This is a genomic window from Croceitalea rosinachiae, assembly GCF_031846445.1.
Lineage (GTDB): Bacteria > Bacteroidota > Bacteroidia > Flavobacteriales > Flavobacteriaceae > Croceitalea > Croceitalea rosinachiae.
The window spans coordinates 1,656,894-1,677,902 of sequence record NZ_JAVRHR010000001.1 but is presented as its reverse complement, the minus strand read 5'-3'; the positions used below and the strand labels follow the sequence as shown (position 1 = coordinate 1,677,902).

General features: G+C 35.8%; 18 protein-coding genes. 11 read left to right on the top strand and 7 right to left on the bottom strand.

The window, feature by feature from the left end; genetic code table 11:
• Nucleotides 1–18 precede the first annotated feature (18 nt).
• The 3 genes from RM706_RS07615 (at nt 19) to RM706_RS07605 (ending at nt 4,845) form a co-directional block, all read left to right on the top strand.
• Nucleotides 19–2,475: a ribonuclease HII gene (locus RM706_RS07615; RefSeq protein ID WP_311350434.1), complete on the top strand. Its 2,457-nt coding sequence runs from the start codon at nt 19–21 to the stop codon at nt 2,473–2,475.
• Nucleotides 2,476–2,601: 126 nt separating this feature from the next.
• Nucleotides 2,602–4,140 (top strand): OmpA family protein, encoded by a 1,539-nt coding sequence (locus tag RM706_RS07610; protein ID WP_311350433.1) that lies wholly within the window; start codon nt 2,602–2,604, stop codon nt 4,138–4,140.
• Between the two features lie 6 nt (nt 4,141–4,146).
• Nucleotides 4,147–4,845 (top strand): TapB family protein, encoded by a 699-nt coding sequence (locus RM706_RS07605; protein ID WP_311350432.1) that lies wholly within the window; start codon nt 4,147–4,149, stop codon nt 4,843–4,845.
• Nucleotides 4,846–4,878: 33 nt separating this feature from the next.
• Here the strand turns inward: RM706_RS07605 and lipB are convergent, their stop codons facing one another.
• Genes lipB through RM706_RS07590 form a run of 3 tightly spaced genes read right to left on the bottom strand, consistent with a single transcriptional unit; the run spans nt 4,879 to nt 6,524 of the window.
• On the bottom strand, nt 4,879–5,595 hold the full coding sequence (gene lipB, locus RM706_RS07600) for a lipoyl(octanoyl) transferase LipB (RefSeq protein WP_311350431.1): 717 nt from the start codon (nt 5,593–5,595) through the stop codon (nt 4,879–4,881).
• Between the two features lie 23 nt (nt 5,596–5,618).
• Nucleotides 5,619–6,362, bottom strand: coding sequence for a hypothetical protein (locus RM706_RS07595; RefSeq protein ID WP_311350430.1), 744 nt, complete (start codon nt 6,360–6,362; stop codon nt 5,619–5,621).
• 6 nt (nt 6,363–6,368) lie between these two features.
• Nucleotides 6,369–6,524 carry a YqaE/Pmp3 family membrane protein gene (locus RM706_RS07590; RefSeq protein WP_083467550.1) on the bottom strand — a complete coding sequence of 52 codons (156 nt, stop codon included), beginning with the start codon at nt 6,522–6,524 and terminating at the stop codon, nt 6,369–6,371.
• An 88-nt stretch (nt 6,525–6,612) separates the two neighbouring features.
• Here RM706_RS07590 and RM706_RS07585 point away from each other — a divergent pair, with 88 nt between their 5' ends.
• The 4 genes from RM706_RS07585 to RM706_RS07570 all read left to right on the top strand — a co-directional run bounded on the left by RM706_RS07585 (nt 6,613) and on the right by RM706_RS07570 (nt 11,523).
• Nucleotides 6,613–7,656 carry a helix-turn-helix transcriptional regulator gene (locus RM706_RS07585; protein WP_311350429.1) on the top strand — a complete coding sequence of 348 codons (1,044 nt, stop codon included), beginning with the start codon at nt 6,613–6,615 and terminating at the stop codon, nt 7,654–7,656.
• Between the two features lie 93 nt (nt 7,657–7,749).
• The gene (locus RM706_RS07580; protein WP_311350428.1) at nt 7,750–8,292 is read left to right on the top strand and encodes a TlpA family protein disulfide reductase; all 543 of its coding nucleotides are present in this window, start codon (nt 7,750–7,752) and stop codon (nt 8,290–8,292) included.
• A 62-nt stretch (nt 8,293–8,354) separates the two neighbouring features.
• Nucleotides 8,355–10,046 (top strand): lysine--tRNA ligase, encoded by a 1,692-nt coding sequence (lysS, locus tag RM706_RS07575; RefSeq protein ID WP_311350427.1) that lies wholly within the window; start codon nt 8,355–8,357, stop codon nt 10,044–10,046.
• Between the two features lie 46 nt (nt 10,047–10,092).
• Nucleotides 10,093–11,523: an SLC13 family permease gene (locus RM706_RS07570; RefSeq protein ID WP_311350426.1), complete on the top strand. Its 1,431-nt coding sequence runs from the start codon at nt 10,093–10,095 to the stop codon at nt 11,521–11,523.
• Between the two features lie 50 nt (nt 11,524–11,573).
• Here RM706_RS07570 and RM706_RS07565 read toward each other — a convergent pair whose 3' ends face one another.
• The 3 genes from RM706_RS07565 to RM706_RS07555 form a co-directional block, all read right to left on the bottom strand.
• On the bottom strand, nt 11,574–12,326 hold the full coding sequence (locus RM706_RS07565) for a leucine-rich repeat domain-containing protein (RefSeq protein WP_311350425.1): 753 nt from the start codon (nt 12,324–12,326) through the stop codon (nt 11,574–11,576).
• Nucleotides 12,327–12,553: 227 nt separating this feature from the next.
• The gene (locus RM706_RS07560) at nt 12,554–12,853 is read right to left on the bottom strand and encodes a hypothetical protein (protein ID WP_311350424.1); all 300 of its coding nucleotides are present in this window, start codon (nt 12,851–12,853) and stop codon (nt 12,554–12,556) included.
• A 331-nt stretch (nt 12,854–13,184) separates the two neighbouring features.
• Nucleotides 13,185–13,907, bottom strand: a complete 723-nt coding sequence (locus RM706_RS07555) for a hypothetical protein (RefSeq protein ID WP_311350423.1) — start codon at nt 13,905–13,907, stop codon at nt 13,185–13,187.
• A gap of 267 nt (nt 13,908–14,174) precedes the next feature.
• Between RM706_RS07555 and RM706_RS07550 the strand changes: the two genes are divergently transcribed.
• From RM706_RS07550 to RM706_RS07540, 3 genes are all read left to right on the top strand, one after another.
• The gene (locus RM706_RS07550) at nt 14,175–16,673 is read left to right on the top strand and encodes a zinc-dependent metalloprotease (protein WP_311350422.1); all 2,499 of its coding nucleotides are present in this window, start codon (nt 14,175–14,177) and stop codon (nt 16,671–16,673) included.
• A 168-nt stretch (nt 16,674–16,841) separates the two neighbouring features.
• A complete protein-coding gene (locus RM706_RS07545) occupies nt 16,842–17,033 on the top strand; it encodes a hypothetical protein (RefSeq protein WP_311350421.1) in 192 nt (63 codons plus the stop codon).
• 112 nt (nt 17,034–17,145) lie between these two features.
• The gene (locus tag RM706_RS07540) at nt 17,146–17,592 is read left to right on the top strand and encodes a DUF4890 domain-containing protein (RefSeq protein ID WP_311350420.1); all 447 of its coding nucleotides are present in this window, start codon (nt 17,146–17,148) and stop codon (nt 17,590–17,592) included.
• A gap of 70 nt (nt 17,593–17,662) precedes the next feature.
• Here RM706_RS07540 and RM706_RS07535 read toward each other — a convergent pair whose 3' ends face one another.
• Nucleotides 17,663–19,405 (bottom strand): alkaline phosphatase D family protein, encoded by a 1,743-nt coding sequence (locus RM706_RS07535; RefSeq protein WP_311350419.1) that lies wholly within the window; start codon nt 19,403–19,405, stop codon nt 17,663–17,665.
• Nucleotides 19,406–19,673: 268 nt separating this feature from the next.
• Here RM706_RS07535 and RM706_RS07530 point away from each other — a divergent pair, with 268 nt between their 5' ends.
• Nucleotides 19,674–21,005 (top strand): vanadium-dependent haloperoxidase, encoded by a 1,332-nt coding sequence (locus RM706_RS07530; RefSeq protein ID WP_311350418.1) that lies wholly within the window; start codon nt 19,674–19,676, stop codon nt 21,003–21,005.
• Nucleotides 21,006–21,009: the final 4 nt, after the last annotated feature.

The following is a 21,009-nucleotide window of genomic DNA, read 5'->3' as shown; positions in this document are numbered from 1 at the left end:
TTGTTGGAAACTTGAAAGATGAAATTCAGAATTGTCTTCCTTTTTATGCTCTTTCTTGCTTGTAAAGAGCAAAAAACAAACTCAGATTCCGTTCTTGATTTTTTTCCAAAAAATGCAGTAGCCGTTCTTAAAATCAATAATCTTTCCAACTTTAAAAGCGAGATAAAGAATAGCGACATAATTTCTAAAACAAAGACATCTAAACTATATCATACTATACAAGACAAAGTCAATAGCATTAATTTTTTAAATCCGGATTCTAAATGTACCATTGCATTCTATGAACTGGGGAAAGATAATTTTGAATTTTTGTTTGTTTCAGCAAAAAATACCAACTTCTTCAACTTTGAGAATATTTCTAACAAAACGATAGAGACTTTAGAATATGAAAATAGGACAATTCAAAAATACCAACTTGAAACTACCGATTTTTATAGCACAGAAGAAGGAGGTAAAATAATAGTGACCTCTTCATTAATGCTTATTGAAAATTCTATCAGAACTGGTTTTAACAACAAACCAGATAGAGCACTTCAAAAACTTTTTGATACTGCTGACCCAACCAAAGCTGCGTCACTATTCATAAATTTTACTAGTAACAACAATCTATTAACTGGTATTTTAAAAGAATCTTCGAAAGTATCACCAAATAATTTTGCTGATTGGGTATCTGTTGATTTTGCTACCGACCAAAACTTGCTTTCCTTTAGCGGAGTTACCATTGCCAATGATAGCATCAAAAGTTTCGTAAACCTTTTTAAAGGAACCACACCAATGGCTGATGGCATTGCTGCAATAGCCCCAAAAAATTCTGATGCCATAGTATCCTATTCTTTTGGCAATTATGAAGTTTTTGCTGCAAATCAAAAATCATATCTGGACCAAGCCAAAAACAATGACACTATTTTCAATACCATTGAAGAGGTTGGTTTGATTTATCTGAATACTAAAAAAACTGTAGTTCTAAATTCTTTCGGCAGTGAGGATCTCTCAGAAACTATAACTAATATAAAGGGTCAAACAGCAGCATACCAAGGGAGAGAAATATTTGAAATCAAAGATAAAGATTGGTTGTCAAATACCTTTAACCCACTTATTCAAAATTTTCAATGCAATTATGGCACGATCATAGAAAATTCATTCTTATTTGCGCAGGATAAAGAAATGCTTCAGAGCATTATAGCAAACGTCAAAAGTGGAACAACATTCAACACATCTACTACATATAACACAGCAATGGCCTCGCTTGCCAATGAAGCGTCTATATTATTTGTTGCATCAAAAAAAGGAATCCAGTTTTTTTTGGATAATGAATTTGACAATCACTTAGGTATTGATTTCAAAAAAATAAAGTTTAAAGACCATGCTTTTGGAGGCCAAGTAGTAGCTGATCAAAAATTTTTCCATACAACAGCATTAGTTTCCAAAATCAATAAAACCGTTGAGAATAATAGTGTAGGACCCTTATTTACAGTTGAGCTCGATACAGATTTAGCCACTGACCCCCAGTTTGTAAAAAACCATCGCACCAATAAACAAGAGCTTATAGTTCAAGACACTGATAATTTTTTATATCTGATTTCAACAAACGGCAAAGTGTTGTGGAAAAAACAACTGGAAGGGCGGATTCGAGGAAAAGTTCACCAAGTGGACATTTATAAAAACCGAAAGTTACAATTGGCATTCTGTACCAATAATCAATTTTTGATTTTAGATAGAAATGGGGAGGAAGTACCACCATTTAACAAAAAATTTGAAGGAGGAAACCTTAATCCTTTAGCGGTTTTTGATTACGAGAACACAAAAAATTACCGCTTTGTTGTTACCCAAGGCAGAAAAATCTTTATGTACAACAACAAAGCTGAAATTGTTACAGGCTTCACCTACGCCGAAGCCAATAGCCCTATCCTTAGAGCGCCAAAGCACTTTAGAATGTCTAAAAAAGACTACCTCGTTTTTTTACTTGAAGATAGTTCTATAAGTATACGACATCGCGCTGGTCAAGAACGTTTAAAAGTCTCTGAAAAGATAAATTTTTCAGATAATGAAGTGTTTTTGTATAAGAATAAATTTTCGACAACAGATAAAAAAGGAGTGCTCCATCAAATAAACACCAAAGGTGAATTGACAAAAACCAATTTTAACCTTGGGTCAAATCATGGAATGTACGCCACCAGTAAGACTTTGGCTTTAATGAATGAGAACACTTTGAGCATCAAGGGCAAAAAAGTTGAATTGGAAATTGGGGTGTACACATCACCTAAAATATTTTATATCAATGATAAAATATATGTAAGCCTTACCGATATCCAAAATCAGAAAATATATCTTTTTGACAGCCAAGCCAAACCTATCTCAAATTTTCCAGTTTATGGTAATTCGCTAATAGACTTAGTAGATATGGATGGAGATAAAAAGTTGGAACTAGTTGCTAAAGATCAAGAAAACTCAATTATCGTTTATAAGATTAATTAGTTACACTTCACACAAGATTCTATGTAAAGCATACATGAATACAAGCAAATTAGACTCAATATTCTTACATTTCATTCCAAATGATTTTGTATTTTAATTTTTGCAAAAATCTAATAGCAAATTAAAATGAGAACACTTTTAAAGAGCAATTTACTTTCACTTCTTGCTATTTTTATCTTTTTTATAAGTGCAAATGCACAAACCAAAAAACTGAAGCGTCCAAGTAGCCGAGTTGGTGTATCAAGTATCGATCAATTCGTAAGAGAATCTTTTGACCTTTATGATAAGGTATATATGTATGACGGTTACGCTAAAGCAGGAACACCACTTTCTGATGAAGATATTGATGTGCTTGAACAAGCATTGGATGATGTCACCGGTTTAAGCGATAGTGCGCCTGACATATTAAGTGATATTGAAGGTATTGGCGTTCTTAAGCAGAGTAAGGCTACCCTTCAGATTAATCGTGCAAAAAAAGCATTAAAATATAGCATAAAAACCTCTAAAGAATTATTGTTGAATAAACACAATGAAGAAACCGAAGAAGAAGCCCCAACTACTTCAGAACAAGGTAACGATACTTCGAACTCCCCTAATAATACCTCTAGTGAAGACAATGTGGATGATAATGTACCCTCTCAAACCAAAACCTTAGAAGTCTATAGCAAATTCGATTATGTACCCGGGGATAAGCAATTGTTCTTTGATGATTTTTCCAACGATTTTATAGGTGATTTTCCGGCCAAATGGAATACTAATGGTACTGGTGAAATAGTAACATTGGGCGATTCGCAGCAGAAGTGGCTTGAGCTAAAATCAGGATATAATATCGTATACATACCTGATGTGCCTGTACTGCCAGAAGAATATACCATTGAATTTGATACCAAGGTCATAGGTATTGACAGACAGACTTCTTCAAATGCAGGGCTCGAAATTCTTTTAAGTGATGATCCAAAATTTAATTCAGGAGACAACCATGTAAGGGCCTGGATACCTTATGGACAATATGGAGCATTCGATATCAGAATGAGAAACTATATTAACAGAGGTGGAGGTGACATCAATAGTGCTTTAAAAGCTGACATACGCAAAGCAGTTCTTGAAAGCCCACATTTTTCCATTGCTGTGAACAAACAACGTTTACGACTTTGGGTCAATGAAAAAAAATATGTGGACATCCCTCGCATAATGCCCAATGAAAAAAGAGTTACAACCCTGAAATTTAATTTGAATCACTTTAAAGATGGAAAAGAAAGACTTTTCATTACAAATGTAAAAGTTGCCGAAGGAGGAGTTGATCTTCGCAGAAAGTTGATTTCTGACGGTAAGGTTTCTACAAACGGTATTTTGTTTGATTCAGGTTCGAATAACCTAAAGGCGGAATCGATGGGTATTATTCGTCAAATCTCGCAAGTACTTCAACAAGAAAGCGGAATGAGCTTAAAGATAGTTGGACACACTGATGCTGACGGTGCAGATGATACTAATATGAAATTATCAAAAGATAGGGCTGAAGCTGTAAAAAATGCCTTAGTGAACATTTATGATGTGGACAGTAATCGATTAAGCACCGAAGGTAAAGGAGAAAGTGAGCCTGTAGCTGATAATAACAGTGCAAATGGCAAAGCCCAGAATAGAAGAGTAGAATTTATCAAACAATAAACTATTATGAAAAAACAATTTTTTACAAGTCTTATGCTATTGTTATGCTTCATAGCTGTTAAGGCACAAGACAATTGTAGCACCTTCTATCCAATGACTGAAGGCGCCACATATCAGTACAATCTTTATGACAAAAAGGACAAACCAAGTGGTAGCACAACTTACAACGTAAAAGCCGTAAACAACGACGGAGGAAACACAACGGCCACAATGAGTGTGGTTGTTGGAGGCGAAAAACCTAAAGATCAGATGGAACTTGAATATGAAGTCACTTGCACGGGTGATGGTATTTCCATAGATTTTAATAGTATGTTGTCCCCTCAATTACAGTCACAGGTGGAGCAAATGAACGCTGAAATAGATATTTCAGGAACCAATATAGAAATACCCAATAACTTATCCGTAGGTCAAGATCTTGGCGATGCCGAACTCATCATGGCGATGAGTATGAGCGGAATTAAAATGAATACCGAAGTTAAAACCACCGACAGAAAAGTTATTGCCAAAGAAACGGTCACTACGCCTGCTGGTACTTTTGATTGTTATGTACTAACATCAACTATAAGTTCAAAAGCAATGATGGCAAAAATGACCTTCACTGACAAGCTTTGGCTTTCTGAAGGTGTAGGTATTGTAAAACAAGAAAGCTATAACAAAAAAGGAAAGTTGGACAGTAGAATGGAACTTGCATCTTTTTCAAAGTAGCCAACCAATCAGTCTAAAAATAAAGCCCTAAACTTATATTAGGGCTTTTTCTTTTATTAATTGTGCCTCAAAGAGTGATTCAAAATGTCGAAGTAACTTTTGTTTCACCTCTTGTAAATCTACTTTTGTTTGCGCTAATTCCACATTTAAAGAAGTCACAGCCTTATCCTTTATGCCACAGGGAATCATTAAATCAAAATAACCCAAATCAGAATTTACGTTTAAGGCAAAACCATGCATAGTGACCCAACGACTGGCACGTACGCCCATAGCACATATTTTACGAGCAAAAGGAGTACCTACATCTAACCATACTCCAGTTTCGCCCTCAGAGCGTTCCGCTTTTAATCCATACTCGGCTAAAGTCAGAATGACCATTTCTTCTAAAAAGCGGAGGTATTTATGAATGTCTGTGAAAAAATTATCTAAATCTAAAATAGGATATCCCACTATTTGACCTGGACCGTGATATGTAATATCTCCACCCCTATTTATATTATAAAAGGTTGCTTTTTTCTCTTTAAGTTTTGCCTCATCTATAAGTAAGTTATTGATGTCGCCACTCTTGCCCAATGTATATACATGGGGGTGCTCCACAAAAAGAAAATAATTTGGAGTTTCTAAACTCGTCCCTTCTCTTCTATTCTTTATTTTTGAGTCAACAATTCCTTTAAAAAGAAACTCTTGATAGTCCCAAGTCTTTTTGTAATCTTTGACCCCCAAGTCTTGCAAAACGACTTTCTTATTCATGTCACAAAGATACGAAGCCTGTATTAGTCTTCAAGTTCTACCTCGAGATTGATGGATTCTGGCATTTTCATCATATCAAGAAAACTTACTTCATAAATCATGGTTTTTCCATCCATTGAAAAAGTGGCTCCTTCGACATTCACGTTCTTTACACGTCTTGGAAAATGGTATTTGAACGTATAGGTAGAACTTGACAAAAACATTTCAGCTCCTGCAAGGCTATCCAAACTCTTTTGAAACAATTCTTGATTTATAATAGTAGTGCTTCTTGAAAATTGGTTCCCAGAAAAAGTATAATTGACTTGTGTAGTTGGATCTTGTACTGGCATTGGTGGGGCCTGGTTTCCGCCCATTGGACTAGGCCCAAGAGCACTAACATTTTGAAAAGCATTAAATGCATCGTTCACTTCATTGACATTTTTGAATTCACTGAACATTTCAAACTGCATTTTTTGCTCCTCTGGTTTCATGACGATATGCATGCTAAAAGCCTCTAACTTTTTGAGTTTTGCTTGTTCTTCTGAAGGAAGTTGAGCGATACTGTCTTTTTTTTCTTCCAATAAGTCTTTAAAGACAATGGTAGAATCCATTGCTTTCTCTTGTTTAAGACTATCCAATGAACCGGCCATGGCCATTAATTCATTGGCATCAAAGTTTATAGATAGTTTTCCTGAACCGTCATCATTTAAATATACTTCTTCAGTAAAATTGCATGCAGTGGCCGCAGCTATAATAACTGTAGCTACAAAAAGTCTTAATCTTTTCATGTACTATTAATTCGGATTGTTCAAAATAACCAAAGCTGCAATTACACCAGGTACCCAGCCGCAGAAGGTCAAAAGTAGTACAATTAGAAAAGAACCACAACCTTTACCAATAACAGATAAGGGTGGAAAGATAATGGCCAATAAAACTCTTAAAAAACTCATGGATTGATTTTGATTGATGTATCTTATAAGTAGTATAAATTGCCTTTTTGTTACATAAAAACTGTTATTTTTAAACGATTTCTTTTGTATGAGAACAATTATACGTTTTACGCTACTCCTGTATTCTCTCGTCAACTATAGCCAGTTTCAATTTACAGGAGAATTATCAGAGAACCATTCAAATAAAACAGTGTATCTATCCCATATAAATAATTATAGAAAAAGCTCACGAGTCTATTTAGATCAAATTATAAGTAAAGCAACTACCGATTCCTCAGGCAGATTCTTGTTTGAAGGTGACAATCTTACATCAAAAAACAACTTGTATAGAATACATTTTGACGATTGTGATACTACCGTGAACACATCGCATTTTTTAAAGGAGTGCAATTACACACAAAGCATACTTTTCTTAGCTAAAAATACAGATACAGTTGAGCTACCCTTATTACAGACCAATCAAGCTCTTTGTGAAATCAATTCTACTAATAATGCTTCTAGCTTAATTCTAGAGATTGACGCCCTTAAAGAAGAAATGATTCTAGATTTTATGGAGTACCCTAGCAAAGCCAATGAAACACTTACTTTTAAAAAGTGGTTCAACATATTGCAAGAATTTGGAGTTAAATCTGGAGAACCGCTAGCCGAACTTTATATATATGACTTTTTATCAGAAAGAGCTAGTGAAACCCATGCGTATTACCTGAGTGATCTGCAGACCAATCCGATGTATGGGGATCTTTTGAACAGATTGAGCGCGAATTATTCAGATGCTGCATTCACTGAACAATATGAAAGAGAGCTAACGGCCGACAATACAGCGCAAAACGATTTTCCAGTTAGTTCAAAAAGGTTACAGTTAAAGCATTTATTCCTAACCGGTCTAGTTCTCTTGATCGTTTCAATAGCATATTATGGATATAATCATCGTATTCGAAGTAAAAAAAGCAATCAATTTGAAACACTTACAGGGCAAGAAAAAAACATAATGACCAAGATAGCCGCGGATAAATCAAACAAAGAAATTGCTGCTGAACTTTTCATAAGTCTCAGCACTGTTAAAACACACATCAATAGCATATATAAGAAACTGGGAGTTTCATCAAGAGAAGACCTAAAATCGCTATTATAGTACAATTCAACCGGGGTCTAGTACCAATCTCAACCTAACAAATCTTCTTTAAAGCATTATTTAAAATGATTTTTGGACTTAAAACTAAAAATCATGAAATCAGGTATTCTCTTACTATTGGCATTGAGTATAAATTTATGCGCAGCACAAGAATTCAATCAAGAAATCAATACTCAAAATGGGCATCAATTTCTTGTTGGACCGATTACTTTAGAAGGTCTTCAAAATGAACCTTACAAAGGGTGGTTTGATTCCTCATATAACAGTTATATGGTAGACAAATCCTTGACTAAAATGATGAAAAAACAACTTAAAAATTATGACTTAAAGTTGTTTTTAGGTACTTGGTGCGGTGATAGCAAACGTGAAATGCCAAGAATTATTAAGATTCTTCAAGAGGCTAAATTTCCAATGGAAAATCTGGAAATCATTGCTTTGGATCGGCGAAAAGAGTTTTATAAAAAAAGTCCGGGGGGAGAAGAAAAAGGATTGAACATTATTAAAGTCCCAACATTGATCTTCTTTAAAGATGGCAAACAGGTAAATCGGATAGTCGAAAGCCCGATAGCTTCCTTAGAGGAAGATATATTATCAATTTTAAAAGGCACATCCTATATTCCCAATTATTCTAAGTGAATGCGGTCTGATTGCTCTAATTAAAGCGCAAAAGTGTAATTTTGCGCTTTAATTTTTTGACAATGCAATTATCGGAACAAGAAATCGTACGTAGAGAGAAATTGACTAAGCTTCGTGAAATGGGCATTAACCCATATCCCGCTGCTTTGTACCCTGTTGATGCCACATCAAAGAGCATCAAAAACGATTTTGAAGAAGGGAAACAGGTGGTGATTTCCGGCAGATTGATGTCAAGAAGAATTCAAGGGAAAGCTTCTTTTGCTGAGGTACAAGATAGTGAAGGACGGATTCAAGTCTATTTTAATCGTGATGAAATCTGTGCTGATGAAGATAAAACCTTGTACAATGATGTGTACAAGAAATTACTGGACATTGGTGATATTATTGGCATTGAGGGTGAGCTTTTCACTACTAAAGTTGGTGAGAAGACAGTGATGGTGAAAAACTTCATATTGTTAAGTAAGGCATTACGCCCATTACCATTGCCTAAAGTTGATGCTGAAGGAAATACTTTTGATGAGTTCAACGACCCCGAATTACGCTACAGACAGCGCTATGTTGATTTGGTGGTAAATCCGAAAGTAAAGGAAACCTTTATAAAGCGTACAAAAATCACGAACAGTATTCGCGAATTCTATAACGAAAGAGGTTATTTAGAAGTAGAAACTCCTATTCTACAACCTATTCCGGGTGGAGCTGCCGCGCGTCCTTTTTTAACACATCATAATGCTTTAAATATTCCTTTGTATTTGCGTATTGCGAATGAGCTTTACCTAAAACGATTGATTGTAGGAGGTTTTGATGGGGTCTACGAGTTTTCTAAAGATTTTAGAAATGAAGGTATGGATCGTACCCACAATCCTGAGTTTACGGTCATGGAACTTTATGTCGCATACAAAGACTACAACTGGATGATGGAAACTACGGAGCAGTTGTTAGAAAAAATAGCTCTTGATTCAACTGGCAGAACTCAAGTAACCGTGGGTGAAAACCAAATTGATTTTACGGCGCCCTATGACCGTGTCCCTATTCTAGAGGCCATAAAAATTCATACTGGACATAATGTAGCTGGAATGGGTGAGAAAGAGCTCCGAGAAGTTGCCAAAAACTTAGGCTTAGAAGTTGATGATACCATGGGTATTGGCAAGCTCATCGATGAAATTTTCGGCGAAAAGTGCGAACATTATTATGTGCAACCCACTTTTATCACCGACTACCCAAAAGAGATGAGCCCGCTTACAAAAGAGCATCGTGAAAACCCTGCTTTAACCGAACGCTTTGAACTGATGGTGAACGGAAAAGAATTAGCTAACGCTTATTCCGAATTAAATGACCCCATTGACCAACGTGAACGCTTTGAAGATCAATTAAAACTTTCTGAAAAAGGCGATGATGAGGCCATGTTCATTGACCAAGACTTTTTGAGAGCGTTGGAATACGGTATGCCGCCAACCTCTGGAATCGGAATTGGAATTGACCGTTTGGTGATGTTGATGACCAATAACTCATCCATTCAAGAAGTATTGTTCTTCCCACAAATGCGACCTGAAAAAAAGCAAGTAGAATTAACTGATGAAGAGAAAATAATTATGGATTTGCTTAAATCAGTCGAAGAATTACCGTTAAGTGAATTAAAAGAAAAAGCTGGGCTCAGCGGTAAAAAATGGGATAAAAGCACCAAAAACCTTTCAAAATTAGGTTTATTTTCAGTTGAAAAAAGAGAAGATGGTTTGTTTGCTAAAAAGGGAGATTAAAATCTATTTTTAATATTCGCTAAAAATATACTAGCTTAGAATCCATATGGAGCTAAGCAAAAAGTTAGGACTGGTTTTTGGTCCAATAATATTTCTAGTTTTAATCAATCAACCATTTCAATTAGTTTCAGAACAGGGAGACTCCGTAATCGCCGTCGCAGTTTGGATGCTAATTTGGTGGATTACAGAAGCAGTTTCCATTTCTGTTACCGCCTTACTACCACTTTTACTTTTCCCCTTACTTAAAATATTACCTATTGCGGACGTCGGGGCTAATTATGGGAGTCCCATCGTTTTTTTATTTTTTGGGGGCTTTATAATGGCTTTGGCATTAGAAAAAGTGAATCTACATAAACGAATCGCCCTCAATATTATTCGACTTACTGGCACCACCCCAAATAAGGTGGTTCTAGGCTTTATGATAGCTACAGCTTCATTAAGTATGTGGATAAGCAATACAGCAAGCACCGTGGTCATGTTGCCCATAGCCCTCTCTGTTATCAATTTGCTCATTGATGATGAAGATGGATTTACCAAAAGTGACAAAAATTTTGCTTTAAGTGTTATGCTTGGTATTGCGTTCTCGGCAAATGCTGGTGGTATTGCCACTGTAATAGGGACACCACCAAATTCTGTTCTTATCGGACTTTTAGAAAACGAATATAATATTCAAATTTCCTTTTTAAAATGGATGACTTTAGGTTTGCCATTTTCGATTGTAATGATAGCCATCACCTATTTTGTACTCATCAAATGGATGTTTCCTAACAAGGATTTAAAATTCAATGCTTCAAAAGAAGTGATTCAAGTAGAACTAGAAAAACTTGGGCCAACTTCTGGTAAAGAAAAAATGGTTTTGGCCATTTTCGGAGTAACTGTGTTTCTCTGGATTTTTAGAACACTTATTAATAACATTTTTCCAAATCTTGGACTATCTGATACGATGATCAGTATTTTTGCGGCGATTTCTTTATTTGCAATTCCATATAATATTAAGAAAAGTGACTTTATTATTCATTGGAAAGACACTTCAAAACTTGCCTGGGGAATTTTAATTCTTTTTGGTGGTGGTTTGGCCTTAGCTAAAGGCATGTCCGTAAGCGGCATTGTAGATTTGGTTGCCAATGCTATTGCAAGTAGTGAAATTAGCATACTATTGACCGCATCCTTACTTATTCTATTGATGCTTTTTATGACAGAATTGATGAGTAATGTAGCCCTAGTAGCTGTTCTAGCCCCTGTTGTGGCTGGTATAGCCATTGGGTTAGAAATTCCAATTCTTTATTTATTAATTCCAGTAACTATGGCTAGTAGCTGCGCATTTATGCTCCCTATGGCAACACCTCCAAATGCTATAGTGTTTGCCAGCGGCTACGTAAAAGTCCCTGAAATGGCAAGAGTGGGCATTATATTGAATTCAATAGCTGTAGCATTGCTAATTGTAGTTTTTCAATTTGTAATTCCTTTCCTATTTTAATGAAAAAAGCTCCTTAAAAGGAGCTTTTCATATATTATTTCTAAAAGAGCTTATTCTTGTTCTTTATAGTCTTCAAACTCCAATTTGGACAAGCCCTCTTTCGATTTTGTAAAATCAATTGGCAGCATGTTCCCATTTGTAAGTTTGACATCTGTCAATACAGTTTGCTGCTCTGCCAAAGGTCTTAAACTATTCATATCAGAAAACTCATTATTTGAAATATACAGTTTCTTCAGTTTCTTTAAATTTTCCATACCAACGGGCATAGGGCCATTTAAATCGTTGTTTGCAAGAGCCAAAGTATTCAACTTAGAAAGCGTATTGATTGTTTTTGGCAGCGCTCCTTCAAGTTTGTTATTACTTAGATTCAATTCTTGAAGATTCTGTAATTGATTAATGCTTGAAGGTATGTTGCCAGTCAATTCATTTTTACCTAAATCAACTTCCTTGAGATTATCAAACTTTCTGAATAACCCAGGAATTTTGCCCTTAATATTGTTGTTTGATAAATCTAAAGTTTCAAGATTTCTTAAGTTACCTATAGTAATTGGAATTTTACCTTGTAGGTTATTATTTGATAAATCCAATCCAACTACTTTACCATCCTTAATAGTTACACCATGCCATGTAGTAATAGGTTTACTCTCGTCCCATTGATTTGTCCATAAATGACCTTTAGTTTTTGCTTTTAACTCTAATAGAGCGATGACCTCTCGCTGACTTACCTCATCCTGCGCGGTGAGCAGGTTTCCAGAAAACAGAACTAGAGCAAGCAGTAAAGTAGATAATTTTGATGTTTTCATAATCTCTAATTTGATTTGGTTCAGTTACGCGCTTATAAAATTCAAAAAAGTATAGTTTAAATACAATTAAATGTGGTGTAACTGTTTATTTAGCATTTCAAAATAGGTAAAATTGAAGTTTAGATTCACTAACAGCTCATTTTTTCGATGAAATACCATAGAAAAAGCCCCGATATATTATCGAGGCCTTTAATATTCTATAATACTGAATATTTTTTAAACCGCTTTTACTTAGTGTACGGATTAAAGTTTTCTGGTAAATAATCTGCTGTATCAAATCCTAAATCGATAGAATCGTCCTCGATATAATTCAATGAATTTACAGAAACATTATCTTGGTATGGGTCAAACCCCTCAGGCAAATATTCAGCGGTATCAAAATCAAAACTTTCCTCTTGTTCTTGCTCAACAAAAACAACGGATTTAATATTAAAGTTCTCTTCTGTAGTCTTTTCTGCTTTTGCACTTAGCAAAGGCAAAAAAAGCGCCCCGATAAAGGCGATTACGATGTATTTTCTATATTTCATTCTGACAGTTTTTAAATTTTAACCAAAGGTAAAACCGTTAAATTCTACTTTTAGTATGCTTTTTATTTTCGTTAACAAAGCCGAAAAATCATGTAAGAAAAGTATTGTCAATAAGCCGTGTTGGTTTTTAATAAAAAAGCAATACCATGATTCCAATCTTGAGAAATTGTTAGAGATATCAAACAAATTTTAACAAAAACACTTCATCGATTTTATTGTTATTTTTCTGTTAATTCGAAAGAAGTAGATGGCAAATTAAAATCCCGGCGAATCGCCGGGATTTTTCAACTAACTAACTAACTCAAAAATTTGATAAAATGAAACATCCTACCTAGTTTGACCTTGCATAGGGGTCAAAGTTGTTTGGAAGATACTTTGCAGTATCAAAACCCAAGTTTATATCATCTTCTTCTATATAATTTACTGAACTGATGGCCAAGTCATCTGAATAAGCATCAAAGCCTATTGGCAAATACTTTGAGGTATCAAAACCCAAATCGTATTTAAAGTCATTCTCTAAAAACTCAATAGTATCTATATTAAAATAACTATTATATGGGTTGAAATCTGCTGGCAAGTAATCAAAGGTGTCAAAACCTAATTCTAAATCTTCCTCTTCAATATAGTTTATAGAATTGACATTGAAATTTTCCGAATAGGCATCAAAGTCTTTTGGTAAATAGTCGGAAGTATCAAAACCTAGTTCTAAATCTTCCTCTTCTATAAAGCTAATATCGTTTAGGTCAAAAAAAGTTTCATATGGATTAAAACCTTCTGGAAGGTAATCCGCTGTATCAAAACCTAGATCCAATACTGATTCTTCTTCAACGAACTCTATTTCACTTAAACTTAGTTCAGCAGGCTCTACGACATTAACATTAGTAATGTTAAAAGGAGCACTCTCTTTTTCTTCAGCATAAACATTCAATGCTGTAAAATTGTTTTCAATGGTACGCGTGGCATTTAAATTAGCATTCACCGTACTTACTTGTTCATCTACTATGGGCGAACTACTCATAAAGAAACACCCATAAATTAATAATAACTTGTTCATTTTTTGATTGATTTAATGATTGATGTAATATGCTTATAAGACTACTCAAAATTTAAATTGTTACAGGTTTTGAAGATTTTTAACAAAAGAACGTATCGCTCTCAGGCCATACATAGCAGGCTATACAGCTCAAACTATTAGTAAAAGACAATACTCCGAAAGGTTTAATATTTTTTGAAAAAATTTTTGCGTTAATATGATTTTAACAGTTTCTTCAAAGTATTTTTTGGTTCTTTGATCAAATTGACAGATTCAAAATTGACCTCAATGATCATCAAATTATTTTCTCGTGGACTCTTTCTCATTTTTTTGCTGGGAACTTTGCAGTCCACCGATGCACAACTTTTCAAAAAAAAGAAGAAAAAGAATACCGAAAAAGCCACTCCAAAACCAAAAAAGGGTGATATCCAACCTTATGGTAAGGTAATTACTAAAGATGCCGTGACGGATGAGGGCCTTTTCAAAGTCCATCATATTGAATCCAAACATTTTTATGAGATTCCTGATTCTCTGTTCAATCGCGAAATGCTCATGGTAAGCAGAATCTCTAAAACCGCCACTGGTATTGGATTTGGTGGTGGCAAAATCAATACGCAAGTGTTGCGTTGGGAGAAAAAACCGAAAAGAGTGCTTTTAAGAGTAGTTTCTTATGGAAATGTTGCCGCTGACTCACTTCCTATACATGAAGCTGTGGTCAATTCAAACTTTGAACCCGTACTTTTCGCGTTTGATATCAAGGCTATCAATGAAAAAGACTCATTGAACCCGGCAACAGTTATAGAGATCAACCCTTTGTTCACAAAGGATGTCAATGCTATTGGTATGCCCCAATTTTATAGAACACGATATAAGGTAAGTCGATTGGATAGTGAGCGAAGTTTTATTGAAAACATAAAAAGCTATCCGTTAAATATTGAGGCCCGCCATGTAAAAACGTATTCGGCTAAAAGTCCACCAAGCAATCAAAGCTTGGGCTCGATATCTATTGAAATCAATAATTCGATGATTTTGCTTCCTAAAGAGCAGATGAAACGTCGTTATTTTGATAAACGCGTAGGTTGGTTTGCCAGAGGGCAAGTAGATTATGGTCTTGATGCCCAAGAAAGCAAAAGGGTTACTTATTTAGATAGATGGAGACTTGAAGTAAAAGATCAAGATATAGAAAAATTCAAAAATGGTGAACTGGTAGAGCCCAAAAAACAGATTGTTTATTATGTAGATCGAGCCACGCCTAAAAAATGGTTGCCTTATATAAAGCAAGGTATTGAAGATTGGCAAGTAGCTTTTGAGGCAGCAGGCTTTAAAAATGCCATTGTTGCCAAAGAACCACCAACACCTGAAGAAGATCCAGAATGGTCTCCCGAAGATGTGCGCTACTCCGTCGTTCGCTATTTGGCCTCACCGATTCCAAATGCCAATGGTCCCCACGTCAGTGATCCACGAAGTGGAGAAATTTTAGAGTCTGACATCAACTGGTACCACAATGTAATGAGCCTACTTCGTAATTGGTTTTTTGTGCAAACCGCAGCTATTAATCCTGAGGCGCAAAGCACGGAGTTCAAAGACGAGATTATGGGTAGGTTGATTCGTTTTGTATCATCTCATGAGGTGGGCCACACCTTAGGGTTACCTCATAATATGGGGAGTAGTGTTGCATATCCTGTAGATTCTTTACGTTCGAAATCATTCACTCAAAAATTTGGTACTGCACCTTCCATAATGGATTATGCCCGTTTTAATTATGTGGCACAGCCAGGAGATGAAGGAGTTGCCCTTATGCCAGATATTGGAGTTTACGATAAGTATTCCATTAATTGGGGCTATCGCCCAATTTTAAATAAATCGGCGGAAGATGAAAAAACAACTTTGAACAGTTGGGTTCTTAAGCATGCCAATGACCCAATGTATCGTTTTGGCCACCAGCAAATAGGTGATATTCATGACCCAAGTTCTCAAACCGAAGATTTAGGGGACAATGCCATTAAAGCAAGTGAATATGGTATTGAAAATTTAAAAAGAATTGTTCCTAAGCTTATGGAATGGACCACAGAAGATGGTGAAGATTATGATAATCTAGAAACTATGTATGGACAAGTTGTAAGCCAGTTTAGAAGATACATGGGCCATGTTGCGAACAATATCGGAGGAGTTTATGAATATCATAAAACTGCAGACCAAGAAGGAGCAGTCTATACCCATGTGCCAAAAGAACACCAAAAAAACTGTTTGATGTTTTTACATAATCAATTGTTTGAAACACCAGAATGGATGCTTGATAACGAGATTTTCAATAAGGTGCAGTATTCAGGCTCTGTGGAACGCATAAGGGCGCTACAAGAAAGAAGTTTGAATACCATTCTTCATTTGGGTAAAATGGCCAGAATGATAGAAAATGAGACCCTCAATGGTAACGAAGCCTATAAATTAGTCGATATGATGTCTGATTTACGAAGAGGAGTTTGGTCAGAAACTCGTTCAGGTAAAAAAATTGATACGTACAGACGTAATTTACAAAAAGCCCATATTGATAGATTGCACTATCTGATAACCGCTGAAAATCAAAAAAAACTACCTGATTTTGGAGGCTTTAGAAAATCAACTGTGGTAAATACAAGTCAATCAGATATTCGTTCCGTGGCAAGAGCCGAATTGAACAGTTTAAAACGCGATATTAGAAATGGTCTCTCGAGAAGTACTGATACCATGAGTCGATATCATTTACAAGATGCATTGGAGCGTATTAATATGATTCTAGATCCAAAGTAAAATTTTGTAAGAATTATCGGTTTAATACACTAAAAAAAGGGCAAACCAAAAGTTTGTCCTTTTTTGACCACACAAATCAGCAATTCACCTACACTTTTCATGATTTCACAACATATCGAAAATGTGCCCTATAAGTTTTCGTAAATTAGTTATCCCAAATCTTACATCATGAAATCCTACAAAATCAAAAGCTTGATTTATTTAAGCTGCTTTATTCTTGCAGCTGTATTCTACAACAATTACGAACAAAAAGCTTTTCAAGAACAAATCTTAAGTTCTGAAGTGTCAGAAACTAAATTTGAAGATTCTCCTGAAATAAAAAAGGAACAATCAAAAGAAGAACTTACTCAAAATCAGTAAGGAAATCTGTTTTGGCCTCTACTAAATTGTTAATGCCTTCACAAACTTTTTATTGCTATTAAACTTTACCGGCGATTGGCCGTCTTATGTTTAAATCATAAAATTTAATAGCATGAAAAAAGTTTTTATAGCGGTAGTACTGCTAACAGGATTGACCACATTTGCCCAAAGAGGTGAAAGGCATGTTCAAAAAGAAAGGTTTGCAAAAGACTATAGCGTTGAACAATTGGCCACATTGAAAACCAAAAAAATGACCTTGGTGCTAGACTTGACCAACGAGCAACAAGAGCAAGTCATGGAGCTAAATCTCGCCAATGCTGAATTCCGTAAAACAAGAATGGAAGAACTCAAAGCCAAAAAAGAAGCTGGTGAAGCAAAAAAGCCAACAGCAGATGAAAAATTTGCTTTTGAAAATGCCAGATTAGATCGACAATTGGCACAACAAGAAAAGATGAAGCAGATATTGAATGACAATCAGTATCAACAATGGAAGAAACTAAGTATGCACATGCATGCGAGAGGCAAAAAAAGAATGCAGAAAGAAGGAAGAAGAGGTTAATGTTTTTTGTTGATTTTTAAAGCCCCCTGCTTTGTGTGGTTACTAAGCATAAAAGGGGGCTTTATATTTGCTATCCCGAATAAGTTGCGGTATTGCCTTCAATTTCAGTATAAGCTGCAGAACCTATGGTATCAATAAAACGGTACGATGCTGTAGCAGCGCCCTGTGTGAACTCTGCAAGAACATAACCTCGTTGTTTAGCATCAAAATATTGAAGACCATCGATCAATAAAGTGAATGCCTGCTCAATACCGGCTATGGTCGCAGGGTCAGTCCCAAAAATGCCTTCAAAACCAGGGGAAGTTACCGATGAACATGCGAATTCTTCACCAACTTTATTTCCACTAAAATCTGTCAACACATTATGCCATGCATTATGGGTGTCGCCAGCAAAAACAACAGTAGACTTTCCATTTAAAATCGCATAAAGCTGTTCTCGCTCAACTGCATAACCATCCCAAGCGTCTAGATTATAAGGTACTTGCGCTGCCAATCGCCCTAATTCTGCTTCTGTTAATGTTGGGTCTCCGGCCAAGGCACGTGCTTTTAGGGTAGATAAATCTACAATTGCTGTTTGCAAGGCCCCTAAAGTATCTGGCGAGGTGTCACCAGCCGCGACTTGGCCAATTAAAATCAATAATTCTGCAGGAACGGTCATAGTTCCCATTAATACTTGCTGCCCCAGTACCTGCCATTTAGCACTACTGCCACCAACCGCATTTGCCGTCCATGCCAATTGCTCTTGCCCCATCAATGCCCTGCCTGAATCTCCCAATGCTCCTGCAAAACCAACAAAGTCAAAGGCGCCATCTGCACCAAAGAAATCAGTAAAACTAAGCTGTTTGTCGCGACCAATGATACGCGTATCCAGCATGACCAAGTTTACTAAATTACCGTACTCAAAGTTTCTGTAAATGACCCCCAGCGTATCTGTACGAACTGGTAGATATTCGCTATGAACTTGAATAGCACGTTGTAAACGAGCCTGGTAATCTCCTTCGGATTCATCATGATTTTCAGCACCTTCGTTATAAGCATCATTGGTTATCTCATGATCGTCCCAAATGACTACAAAAGGTTTTTTCTGATGCGCCAATTGCAAACCTTCATCGGTACGGTATTGACGATATCTTAATCGGTAATCTTCTAAAGACAAAATTTCAGTTGCTGGATCATGTTCTCTGCCCAAAACAGAAGTATTTTCATTCGTTCCATAACCCCCAACCTGATATTCATAGATATAATCTCCAAGATGAAGCACTAAATCAGCATCACTATTTGCAATAGCATCATAAACATTAAAAAGTCCCGCTGGATAATTGCTGCAAGAACAGACTGCTACTTTTAGATTATCAACCGGAACACCTGCCTCAGGAAGCGTAATAGTTTCACCTGTCATTGAGGTTACGGCTACATCTTCTTGCATAAAGCGATAGTAGTATTTTCCATTTGAATTCAAACCGGTAACATCTTGTACAATCGTAAAATCATTTTCTAAATTGGCGTACTGCATCCCCTCTTTAACGATATTTTGAAAATCAATATCCGTTGCCATTTGCCAATTAATTCGAATTGCCTGTTGTACCTCATCTGCAGTCGGGGTAAAACGTGTCCATATAATCACAGCATTCGCTATTGGGTCAAAGCTCCCCACCCCATGCAAAAATCTAGGTATACCATCATCATCATTTCCACCGCCTAAAAAATCATCTAGCTTTTCACAGGCCGCTAGTTGTGAGGCTAAAATTACCCCACCCGAAGCTAATATCGATTTTGCCAAAAAGGCTCTTCTTGATTGTACTTTTCTTTCCATTTTTATGTGTTCTCTAGTTTCTTCTAAAACTATGTAACGGAAGTAGCTTTTGAGTTAGTAGAATATTACTAGAAAATTAAGCTTGTTGTAGTTTTCTTTAGTTTATGTTAAGTAATCAGAATTATCTTTAGTTACATCTAATCAAGTTCTTTAACACTATATGTAGCTCTTTTAATGTAACTTAACAACAAAAGTTCCCATTTAACTTATGTCATCTTATATCGTTAGGTATGATTATAAAGATGACACTAACATAAATTAATGGGACATGAGCACTTCACCAAATTCATTTTTTCGAAATCTATCTATTACATTTTTAGGGTTTCTCATTTTACTTGGATGTAAAAAAGAAGAAATTAGTATTGAAGATTTTAACCCTGAAATATTGGTGTCTTGGAATGAAAAACTAATCAAAATTGCTATTGAAGAAGATGGTTTACTTACGTTAAAAGGTTTACGAACCACTTCTATGCTACACGTAGCAATGCATGATGCATTAAATGTTATTTCTCCAAAATATGAATCATACTCTTATCATACAGCTACTTCCTATAAAAATCCTATAGCCTCTGTGGCCTATGCTGCTTATACAATCGCTTTGAATTCCTATCCCAATAAAAAAGAAGCATTTGATGAAGAGTTAAATCAATGGTTAAGTCCAATTCAAGATGCCAAAATTAAACTTCAAGCCAAAGAATTGGGGGAAGCAGCGGCTCTTTCTATTTTAGAAAAAAGAAAAGGGGATGGATGGAACGGTGAAGCTGAATATACTTGGCACCCAATGGCTCCTGGCGTTTATGCCGAATTCAATAAGCATAGTGGTACTCCAGAAGGTTTTATCTTTGGTTCAGGATGGGCAAAAGCAAAACCCTTTCTATTACCAAAACAAGATTTTTTTAGATCTCCGCCTCCACCAGAAATTAATAGCGCTGCCTATACCACGGCGTTTAATGAAGTTAAAAAAAATGGTGCTTCGAACAGCATAGAAAGAACAAATGACCAAACTCATCTGGCTATGTGGTGGAAAGATTTTGTAGAAAATTCCCATAATAGATTATTACGCGAGCTTGTTATAAAAGAAAACCTCAACTTATGGGAAGCAGCACGAGCTTTCGCGCTACTGAATATGGCTACTTATGATGCCTATATCAACGTTTTTGATAACAAGTTCCATTATAATCATTGGCGACCCTATACGGCAATACGCTGGGCATCCAATGACGAAAACCCAGATACAGAAGCAGATTTAGAATGGAATAATTTACATCAACACACTTATGCTTTTCCATCATATCCTTCAGCCCATGGAACCGCAAGTTCCGCCGCCATGACGACATTGGCAAACACATTAGAAACTGGTAATGACTATAAATTTGTAATGACAACGGAAGAGGTTGATAGTGCTGGCCCATTTTCTGATAAAGTAGCAATGAGTCCGCCAACACGTAGTTTTAATAGTTTTTCCGATGCGGGTTTTGAGGCATCAATTTCTAGGATATACTTGGGTATCCATTTTAGATATGATTCTGAAGAGGGTCATAAATTAGGAAATAAAATAGGTGAATATGCAGTGAATAACTATTTACAACCCATAGAATAAAATC